The 9,527-nt window shown below is 63.9% G+C and carries 10 protein-coding genes; 5 read left to right on the forward strand and 5 right to left on the reverse strand.

The annotated features are described in order from the left end of the window. Nucleotides 1-106: 106 nt before the first annotated feature. The 5 genes from FJ980_RS27700 to rph all read right to left on the reverse strand — a co-directional run bounded on the left by FJ980_RS27700 (nucleotide 107) and on the right by rph (nucleotide 4,050). On the reverse strand, nucleotides 107-427 hold the full coding sequence (locus FJ980_RS27700) for a low molecular weight protein tyrosine phosphatase family protein (RefSeq protein WP_140546846.1): 321 nt from the start codon (nucleotides 425-427) through the stop codon (nucleotides 107-109). Nucleotides 428-878: 451 nt separating this feature from the next. Next, nucleotides 879-2,051 (reverse strand): radical SAM family heme chaperone HemW, encoded by a 1,173-nt coding sequence (gene hemW, locus FJ980_RS27705; protein ID WP_140546847.1) that lies wholly within the window; start codon nucleotides 2,049-2,051, stop codon nucleotides 879-881. Continuing rightward, nucleotides 2,048-2,740 (reverse strand): RdgB/HAM1 family non-canonical purine NTP pyrophosphatase, encoded by a 693-nt coding sequence (rdgB, locus tag FJ980_RS27710; RefSeq protein WP_140546848.1) that lies wholly within the window; start codon nucleotides 2,738-2,740, stop codon nucleotides 2,048-2,050. Before rdgB ends, hemW begins: the two co-directional genes overlap by 4 nt. Next, nucleotides 2,740-3,150, reverse strand: coding sequence for a VOC family protein (locus FJ980_RS27715; protein ID WP_140546849.1), 411 nt, complete (start codon nucleotides 3,148-3,150; stop codon nucleotides 2,740-2,742). The genes rdgB and FJ980_RS27715 overlap by 1 nt, the downstream gene beginning before the upstream one ends. Nucleotides 3,151-3,333: 183 nt before the next feature. Then, nucleotides 3,334-4,050: a ribonuclease PH gene (gene rph, locus FJ980_RS27725; RefSeq protein WP_027169620.1), complete on the reverse strand. Its 717-nt coding sequence runs from the start codon at nucleotides 4,048-4,050 to the stop codon at nucleotides 3,334-3,336. A gap of 159 nt (nucleotides 4,051-4,209) precedes the next feature. Between rph and hrcA the strand changes: the two genes are divergently transcribed. The 5 genes from hrcA (at nucleotide 4,210) to cysK (ending at nucleotide 9,277) form a co-directional block, all read left to right on the forward strand. Further along, nucleotides 4,210-5,292, forward strand: coding sequence for a heat-inducible transcriptional repressor HrcA (gene hrcA / locus FJ980_RS27730; RefSeq protein WP_140546851.1), 1,083 nt, complete (start codon nucleotides 4,210-4,212; stop codon nucleotides 5,290-5,292). A gap of 71 nt (nucleotides 5,293-5,363) precedes the next feature. Continuing rightward, nucleotides 5,364-5,561 carry a hypothetical protein gene (locus tag FJ980_RS27735; protein WP_095767926.1) on the forward strand — a complete coding sequence of 66 codons (198 nt, stop codon included), beginning with the start codon at nucleotides 5,364-5,366 and terminating at the stop codon, nucleotides 5,559-5,561. A gap of 132 nt (nucleotides 5,562-5,693) precedes the next feature. After that, on the forward strand, nucleotides 5,694-7,034 hold the full coding sequence (locus tag FJ980_RS27740) for a sorbosone dehydrogenase family protein (RefSeq protein ID WP_140546852.1): 1,341 nt from the start codon (nucleotides 5,694-5,696) through the stop codon (nucleotides 7,032-7,034). A gap of 456 nt (nucleotides 7,035-7,490) precedes the next feature. Continuing rightward, nucleotides 7,491-8,108, forward strand: a complete 618-nt coding sequence (locus FJ980_RS27745; RefSeq protein WP_140546853.1) for a LysE family translocator — start codon at nucleotides 7,491-7,493, stop codon at nucleotides 8,106-8,108. Between the two features lie 188 nt (nucleotides 8,109-8,296). Continuing rightward, on the forward strand, nucleotides 8,297-9,277 hold the full coding sequence (gene cysK / locus FJ980_RS27750; RefSeq protein WP_140546854.1) for a cysteine synthase A: 981 nt from the start codon (nucleotides 8,297-8,299) through the stop codon (nucleotides 9,275-9,277). Nucleotides 9,278-9,527: the final 250 nt, after the last annotated feature.

Below are 9,527 nucleotides of genomic sequence, written 5' to 3' on the forward strand. Positions count from 1 at the left end.
CCTGAACTGAAGCAGAATCAATGCCGTGCACTTACACAAGCACAAATCGTGCCGGACGATCGTGGGTCAAGCCCGAGAATGACGAACGTGCGGGAAGCGCCACATCTCAGAGATACCTGCCGACTCTCGCTTCCAGCAGCCGCACCAAGCCAGGGTCCATGAATTCATAATCGTCCGGAATGTCGAGGCAGATCACCCTGGCGCCTTTCAGGCTCGACCGGAATCTCTTCTGCAGCTTGGCGCGATGTGCCTTTTCCATGACGAAGATGATGTCCGCCCAGGCGACCAGCTCATGCGTCAACGGATTGTCGGCGTCGTGATTGGTGCCGGCCGATTCGACCTCGATGTCGCAGCGTTTGGAAAACACCTGCTCGGCAGTCGGGCTGCGCAGCCGATTCTGGCTGCAGACGAAGAGGATTTTCTTCAACGGTTGCCGGCACTCCCCGGTCGTAGCGAAGCGCGGTTACTCATCGAAGATATCTCGTATATTTTTGGTCAGCGGTATGTACTGATCGAGGGTAAGTCCGTCTAGGTCGAACTCTACCAAATCGTTTTTTGCGATCGCCCTTAGATTAATTCCGACATACTCTATAAATCTGCGCACCACGTCGAATTCTGTTAGACCTGGTACTTTTCGCCTTCTTTCTTTCTCATTTATACGGAAACGGCCTCCGCCTCGTAGAGATCGTCATCTTCTTGGGATTTGGAAATCTCGCCCAATCCAAACTCGAAAACGTCGTTCGTGTTTAAAGTTCGCAGCGTCTCATGAATCAGGAACTTCATTGCAGGTCCTATTGGATGCACCGCGACGGCATTCGGCTGAAGCTAGCAGAATGTCTAACATACACGCGCAGATCGAAAAAACAGTCGACGGTCGACTACCTTGCCAAATCCGCCACCACGGCATCCAGCACGATCATGCCGGCGGTCGTGGCGCGGAGCCTTGCGTTGCCGACCGGCGCCACCAGGCCTTCTTCCTGCAGCACCGAAAGCCGCGCGCTTGAAAGGCCGCGACCCGAGAGCGCCTCGTAGCGCTGCAGGTCGATGCCTTCGGCAAGCCTCAGGCCCATCAGCAGGAACTCGTCCGCCTCTTCGGAACGCGTCAGGATCTCGCCGCCGGTGACGCCGTGGCCTTTGGCCTCGACCAGATTGGCCCAGGTCTCCGGCATTCTTTCTGCAATCGTCACGGTACGGCGGCCGTTTTCGACGAAGCGGCCATGCGCGCCGGGGCCGACGCCGACATATTCACCGTAGCGCCAATAGGTCAGATTGTGCCGGCTTTCCGCGCCCGGCCGCGCGTGGTTGGAAATCTCATAAGCGGGCAGGCCATGCGCCGTCGTCACCTCCTGCGTCAGCGCGTAGAGATCGGCGGCATGGTCGTTGTCGGGCAGCGTGAATTTGCGCGCAGCGTAAAGCGCGTGGAAGGGCGTGCCCTCCTCGATGGTCAGCTGATAGAGCGAAAGATGGTCGACGGCATAGCCGATCGCCTGCTCCAGCTCCGCCCCCCATGCATCCGGCGTCTGGCCGGGCCGCGCGTAGATCAGGTCGAAGGACAGCCGCGGAAATATTTCGCGCGCGAGGCCAATGGCGTGCAGCGCCTCCTCGACATTGTGCAGCCGGCCGAGGAAGCGCAGGTCCTTGTCGTTCAGCGCCTGCACGCCGAGCGAGACGCGGTTGACGCCGGCTGCGCGGTAGCCGCGGAAGCGCTCGGCCTCGACCGAGGACGGATTGGCCTCCAGCGTCACCTCGATGCCTGCGGGCACCGACCAGTTCCTCGCCACTGCCTCCAGCACGGCGCCGACGGTTTCCGGCTTCATCAATGACGGCGTGCCGCCGCCGAGGAAAATGCTGGTCACCTCGCGCGGCCCGGTGCGGTCGCGCATGGTCTTGAGCTCCGTCTCGAAGGCGCGGGCAAAACGCTCCTGGTCAACCGGCTGGTGGCGGACATGGCTGTTGAAGTCGCAATAAGGGCACTTGGCCGCGCAGAACGGCCAGTGGATATACACGCCGAAGCCGGGGCTGCGGTCGAGCGGTAGGGTGACCGCGCTCATGCCGATCCTGACCGCGCCAAATCCAGGCGTGCCAAATCCAGGCGGGCTTGCGCGAATTTCTGGAAAGCGCGGGCGCGGTGCGAAAGCGCCGTCGCCTGGCCGGGCTTCCAGCCATGCTTTTCTTGCGCGCTCATCTCGCCAAAAGTCCTGTCGAAACCGTAGGGCAGGAACACCGGATCGTAGCCGAAACCGAGCGTGCCGCGCGGCGGCCACACCAGCGTGCCTTCGGCCTCGCCCCGGTAATATTCGGCTTCGCCGTCGGGAAAGGCGAGGCAGATGACGGCGACGAAGCGGCCGGCGCGCTGCGCGGGCTCCGTAGCGCCGACCTCCTGCAGCGCCACCTCGGCGCGCTGCATGGCCATGCCGAAATCCCTGCTGCCGTCCGGCGTCTCGGCCCAGTTGGCGGTATAGACACCGGGCGCGCCGTCGAGCGCGTCGACGCAGAGCCCGGAATCATCAGAAAGTGCCGGCAGGCCGGTCGCCTTGGCGGCCGCATATGCCTTGATATAGGCGTTCTCCTCGAAGGTGGTGCCGGTCTCATCCGGCTCGGGCAGGCCGTATTCCTTGGCCGATTTCGCCTCGAAGCCGAACGGCGCCATCAGGTCGGCGAATTCGCGCAGCTTGCCTTCATTGTGGCTGGCGACGACGATCTTTTTTTCCCCAAGGGAATGAAAAGGTTGCGAGTGCATCAAAAACCCCAGATCCTTGGCTCGGCGAACTCGATCGAATTGCCCGACGGGTCGCGGATATAGATCGAGTGCCCGCCCTGCGGCCATTCGAAATCGCTTTCGATGGCGATGTTGTTCGCGGCGAGATGCCTGCGCCATGCGGCGATTTCATCGGCGGTTGCCGCAAAGCAGAGGTGCCCTTCGCCGGCCGTGCCGTGCGGCGGGACCTTCAGCCGAGTGTCCGGCGCCGGCGGGATTTTCGTCGCCTCGGCGTTGAAGAGAAGCAGCACGCCGTCGCCGCAGCGGAAGAAGACGTGGCGTCCTTCGGCCTTGCCCAAGGCTTCGAGGCCGATGACGTCGCGGTAGAAGGTTTCGGCGGCCTGTAGGTCTGTGACGTAGAGGGCGGATTCGAGGATTGCGGAGGGTATCACGAGGCCCCCCTCTCTGCCCTGCCGGGCATCTCCCCCTCAAGGGGGGAGATTGGCAGCTTCGATGCCGCCGCACATCTCGCAACGCTGGCGATTGGCGAAAGCCGTGGTGACAGCTGATCTCCCCCCTTGAGGGGGAGATGGCCGGCAGGCCAGAGAGGGGGGCCTAGGCTCGGCATTTCAAACCTACGCCACCGCCATCTGCTGCAGGCTCACCAGCCGCGAAATACCCTTCTTCGCCAAGCCCATCAGCGCCGCGAACTGCTCCTCGGAGAAAGGCTCGCCCTCGGCCGTGCCCTGGATCTCGACGATGCCGCCCTTGCCTGTCATGACAAAGTTGGCGTCGGTGCCGGCCGAGGAATCCTCGAGGTAATCGAGGTCGATGACCGGCTGGCCGTCATGGATGCCGCAGGAAATCGCGGCGACATGGTCCTTCAGCACCTTGGCGACGCTCACCATCTGGCGCGCTTCCATCCAGCGCAGGCAATCGTAGAGCGCCACCCAGCCGCCGGTGATCGAGGCCGTGCGGGTGCCGCCATCAGCCTGGATGACGTCGCAGTCGACGGTGATCTGCTGCTCGCCCAGCGCCTGCAGGTCGACCACGGCACGCAGCGAGCGGCCGATCAGCCGTTGGATCTCCAGCGTGCGGCCGCCCTGCTTGCCGGCGGAGGCTTCGCGCCGCATGCGCTCGCCGGTCGAGCGCGGCAGCATGCCGTATTCGGCCGTCACCCAGCCCTTGCCGGAATTGCGCATCCAGGCCGGCACCTTTTCCTCCAGGCTCGCCGTGCACAGGACATGCGTGTCGCCGAACTTCACCAGGCACGAGCCTTCGGCGTGCTTGGAGACGCCACGTTCGAAGGAGATGGCGCGCATTTCGTCGGCTTGGCGTTTGGAGGGGCGCATTCGGCCTTCTTTCTTGTCGTTTCCGGAATCGTGGCCGGCTTGTAGACGTATGCGCAGCATGGCGCAAAGGAAAACGAGGTCGCGTGACCGCAAACGCGGCACCGGGTTGCGCCGCCGTAGCTTAAGTCTATATCTTTCGGAAGGAGGTTTCTCGCCGGAATGAACAAACCAGTCGATCCGACGTCGCAGTCGCCGGTACTTCAGTCACTCGACATGCGCTCGCGCGATATCTTCCGGCGGATTGTCGATTCCTACCTGCGCGACGGCGAGCCGGTCGGCTCGCGCAGCCTGTCGCGCATCCTGCCCTCCTCGCTGTCGCCCGCCACCATCCGCAACGTGATGAGCGACCTCGAGCATCTGGGGCTGATCTACGCGCCGCATATTTCCGCCGGGCGGCTGCCGACCCAGACCGGGCTGCGCTTTTTCGTCGACGCCTTCATGGAGCTGGGCGACCTTTCCGACGACGAGCGCCGCACCATCGAGGCGCAGGTGCGCGCCTCCGGCTCGGGCGCGACGCTGGAGCATATGCTGACCGAAGCCAGCCAGATGCTGTCGGGCATGTCGCGCGGCGCCGGCCTCGTGCTCGCCTCCAAGCACGAGGTGGCGCTGAAGCACATCGAATTCATCCAGCTCGAGCCCTCCAAGGCGCTCGCCGTGCTGGTGTCGCAGAACGGCGATGTCGAGAACCGCGTCGTCGACCTGCCGGCCGGCACCACCGTGTCGCAGCTGCACGAGGCGTCCAATTTCCTCAACGCCCATATCCGTGGCCGAACACTGGCCGAGGCGCGGGCGGAAATCGCCCGCATCATGGACGAGACCAGGGCGGCCCTCGACACGCTGTCGCAGGATCTGGTCGAGAAAGGCCTCGCGGTCTGGGCCGGCGCCGAAAGCGGCCTGCCGGCGCGCCTTATCGTGCGCGGCCGCGCCAACCTCCTGGAAAACGTTACCGCCCAGGCGGACATCGAATTGCTTCGCCGTCTGTTCGAGGATTTGGAAACCCAGGACGGACTGCTGCAGCTGCTTGATCTTGCCGAAGAAGGGCCGGGCGTGCGCATCTTCATCGGCTCGGAGAACAAGCTGTTTTCGCTGTCCGGCTCCTCGCTGGTCGTCGCCCCCTATCGCGACAAGGACGCCCGCGTCGTCGGCGCGCTTGGCGTCATCGGGCCGACCCGGCTGAACTACGCCCGTATCGTGCCAATGGTCGACTATACGGCACAGCTGATTTCGCGCATGCTTCGTTAGGTGTATCGATATTCAGGTGAGGCCGGCCTGACCTGAACCTCGACACAGCTGAGGGTGCAAAGGAGAAAAACATGGCGCTGGAATCGCTCAAGGCCCAGATCAGCCTGCTGCTCGAGGAGATGGTGAACCAGCCCGAGGACGAGCACGAGATCCAGGAGCAGCTGCGCGAGAAATTGAGGGAGATGCGCGCGATGGGCCTGCCCCTGCCGGCTGATCTCGTCGAGTTGGAAAAGCGCCTAGACGACGATCTGGATGCCGAAGAGGCCTGACGCCGGCGCTCGGCCAAATCCGCTTGCGCACGCTTCTCTTTTCGATCGTTTGCCCAATATGTCCTATCTCTGCGTGCCCGATCGTTTGAGGCGCCCGGAGACAGGACATGTTGACAGACGACGGAGGACAGCATGATGCGGATCGCCGGCCTTGTGGGCCTCGCGCTGGTTTTTGCCACGGGTGCCTTTGCGCAGCAGGCGGATCAGCCTTTGCTCAGCGGCGAAAAAGCTTTCGGGGACTGGAAGGCCGACCGTCCGGGTGTGCGCCGGCTGCTGAAACCTGAGGATTTGCCGAAACCCGATATGACAGAGTCAGCGTCCAATGGCGGCGGCGTCACCGAGCGCCCCGAGGACGCAAAGCCAAAGCTTCCGCCCGGCTTCTCCGCCGAGCTTGTCGCATCCGGCATCGACAGTCCGCGCGTCGTGCGCGTGGCGCCGAACGGCGACCTCTTCGTTGCCGACAGCCGGGCGAACCAGGTGCGCGTCTATCGCCTCGCGGAAGGCAGCGCCAAGCCCGCGCAGAAGTCGATCTTCGCCAAGGGCCTGACCCGGCCCTACGGCATCGCCTTTTATCCGCCGGGCGACAAGCCGCAATGGGTCTATGTCGCCAACAGCAACAGCGTCGTCCGCTTCCCCTACCGCGACGGTGACCTGGAGGCGTCGGGCAAGCCGGAAACCATCGTTGCCAAAGTCCCCGCCAGCCATCACTGGACGCGCGACATCGCCTTCTCGCCCGACGGCAAGACGCTCTATCTGTCGGTCGGTTCCGGCTCCAACATCGCCGAGGACATGGGCGCGAAGCCGAAGGGCGGTGTCGAGGCGTGGACGAAATCTCAGCCGCTCGGCGAGGCCTGGGGTCCGGAACAGGGCCGCGCCGACGTGCTGGCCTTCGACCCCGACGGCAATAACCGCAGGATCGTTGCCACCGGCCTGCGTAATTGCTCCGGCATGACCGTGCAGCCGGCGACGGGCGCGCTCTGGTGCGTCGTCAACGAGCGCGACGAGCTTGGCGATAACACCCCGTTCGAATATGCGACCGCGGTGAAGGACGGCGCCTTCTATGGCTGGCCCTGGTATTATATCGGCGACAATGAGGACCCGCGCCACCAGGGCGCGCGCCCCGATCTCGCCGGCAAGGTCACGGTCCCGGATGTGCTGATGCAGGCGCATTCGGCGCCGCTCAACATCGCCTTCTATGATGGCGCCAACTTCCCGGCCGATTTCAAGGGCGACGCCTTCGTCACGCTGCACGGCTCGTGGAACCGCAATGTCCGCACCGGCTACAAGGTGGTGCGGCTGAGGTTCAAGGACGGCAAGCCGACCGGCGAATACGAGGATTTCGCCACCGGCTTCGTCATATCCGACGACGCGGTCTGGGGCCGGCCGGTCGGCGTCGCCGTCGCCAAGGACGGCGCGCTGATCCTCACCGAGGACGGCAATGGCACGATCTGGCGTGTTACGTATGGTGGGTAGCTGTTCGACAGAGGGGTTTTTAGAAGGTGCCGTTTGTCGATGGACAAGGCTTTACCCGTTCATTTCTATGGAATCAGCGCAGACGTTGGCAACTAGCGGAAGCCTCCCCAACCTCGTCATTCCAGGGCGTAGCAGCCGCGTAGCGGCGTCGCGGAGACCCTGGAATCCATTCCGTGACCCTGATCATAGAACGCAGCGGAGCAGAATTCTGCACCGTTGCTACGCTTCGAGGTCGCGGAATGGATCCTCGGGTCTGCGCGCGTCGCTTCGCTCCTTGCTCCGCCCGGGCCGTTTCGGCCAATCTCCAAAGTGTACGGACTGCCAACAAGGGAACGCGCACTCCGTCGAGCTGGCGCAAGAATCCCGCCGCAAGGGAATTACCAGTGGCCGGGCGTCATGATAAAAGCCCCGCTCCTCATCGATCCCTTCGGGGAATCATACGCTAGGCCAGAACCAATGACACTCACCGGATTTCTCGCTTACAGCGCCGCGCTCGGCGTTGCCGCCGCCATTCCGGGCCCCGGCGTTACGGCGCTTGTCGCCCGCGCGCTCGGCTCCGGCTTTCGGTCCTCGCTTGCCATGGCGTTCGGCCTCATGCTCGGCGACCTCACCTATCTCACCGCCGTCGTGCTCGGGCTCGCCTTCGTCGCGCAGACCTTCGGCATGGTCTTCCTCGCCATCAAATGGGCCGGCGTTGCCTATCTCGCCTTCCTTGCCTGGCGCTTTTGGACCAGTGGCATCACGCCCGAGACCGTCGAGGCGCGGAAGGCCAAGGGCGGGCTGGTGTCGAGCTTCATCGCCGGGCTGACGGTGACGCTCGGCAATCCCAAGACGATGATCTTCTATCTCGCCATCACGCCGACCATCGTCGACCTCAAGACCATCACGCTTGCCGACTACGCCATCCTCGCGATGCTCACCGTGGCGGTTCTGTTCGTGGTGCTGGTGCCTTATCTGGCTTTGGCCGCCAAGGCGCGCTGGTTCCTGAAATCGCCGCGCGCGCTGAAGGTGCTGAACCGCACCGCCGCCGGCTTCATGATGGGCGCGGCTGCCGCTATAGCGGCGCGTCAATAGGTTCCGATCTCAATCGATTCCGGATTCGGCCAAACTATTCCTGAAACCCGGCGTGGCGAAAAATGCATTTCCGGCCGCGGGTGCTTTTGAGCAACCGCCCCACTCGGATATTTTCCAGCCTCAGCCTATCTTGCGCGGCTGAAAGCCTTATTCTGTCCGCCTGTGCCATTGCCTTGGGAGCGAAACCAATGAACAAGCCCGTCACCTCCGCGCGCGTGCCCGGCCGCGGCCGCGTCTTCAACTCGATCACGGAGACGATTGGCGACACGCCGCTGGTCAGGCTGGACAAGTTCGCCAGGGAGAAGGGCATCGTCGCCAACCTTCTGGCCAAGCTCGAATTCTTCAACCCGATCGCCTCCGTCAAGGACCGCATCGGCGTCGCCATGATCGAGGCCCTGGAGGAGGCCGGCAAGATTTCGCCCGGCAAGACCACGCTGATCGAGCCGACCTCCGGCAACACCGGCATCGCGCTCGCCTTCGCCGCCGCCGCCAAGGGCTACAAGCTGATCCTCACCATGCCGGAGACGATGTCGGTCGAGCGCCGCAAGATGCTGGCGCTGCTCGGCGCCGAGCTGGTGCTGACCGAGGGCCCGAAAGGCATGAAGGGCGCGATCGCCAAGGCCGACGAGCTCGCCGCCACGCTGCCCAACGCCATCATCCCGCAGCAGTTCGAGAATCCCGCCAACCCCGAAATCCACCGCCGCACCACGGCCGAGGAAATTTGGAACGACACCAATGGCGAGGTCGACATCTTCGTTGCCGGTATCGGCACCGGCGGCACCATCACCGGCGTCGGCCAGGTGCTGAAGAAGCGCAAGCCTTCGCTGCAGGTCGTGGCGGTCGAGCCGGAAGCCTCGCCGGTTCTGTCGGGCGGCCAGCCCGGCCCGCACAAGATCCAGGGCATCGGCGCCGGCTTTGCGCCCAAAATCCTCGACACCTCGATCTATGACGAGGTCGTCAGGGTCTCGAACGAGGATTCGGTGGCCAATGCCCGTCTCGTCGCCCGTCTCGAGGGCGTGCCGGTCGGCATCTCGTCAGGCGCAGCACTCCAGGCGGCAATCGTCGTCGGCTCGCGGCCGGAGAACAAGGGCAAGACCCTCGTCGTCGTCATCCCCTCCTTCGCCGAGCGCTATCTCTCGACCATCCTGTTCGACGGGCTGGGGGCTTAGGCGCTTCAACGCCCTCACGGTCGTCATCCACGGGCGGAGCAAGGAGCGAAGCGACGCGCGTAGACCCGAGGATCCATTCCGCGACGTCGACGCGCCGCAACGGTGCAGATTGTGCCCTGTTGCGTTCTTCGATCAGGTCACGGAATGGATTCCAGGGTCTCCGCGACGCCGCTTCGCGGCTGCTCCGCCCTGGAATGACGAGGCTGGGAGGCTTCGGACAATCCCCAGCGTTCGCGCCGATTTCACGGAA

The sequence above is a fragment of the Mesorhizobium sp. B1-1-5 genome (assembly GCF_006443065.1).
Classification (GTDB): Bacteria; Pseudomonadota; Alphaproteobacteria; order Rhizobiales; family Rhizobiaceae; genus Mesorhizobium.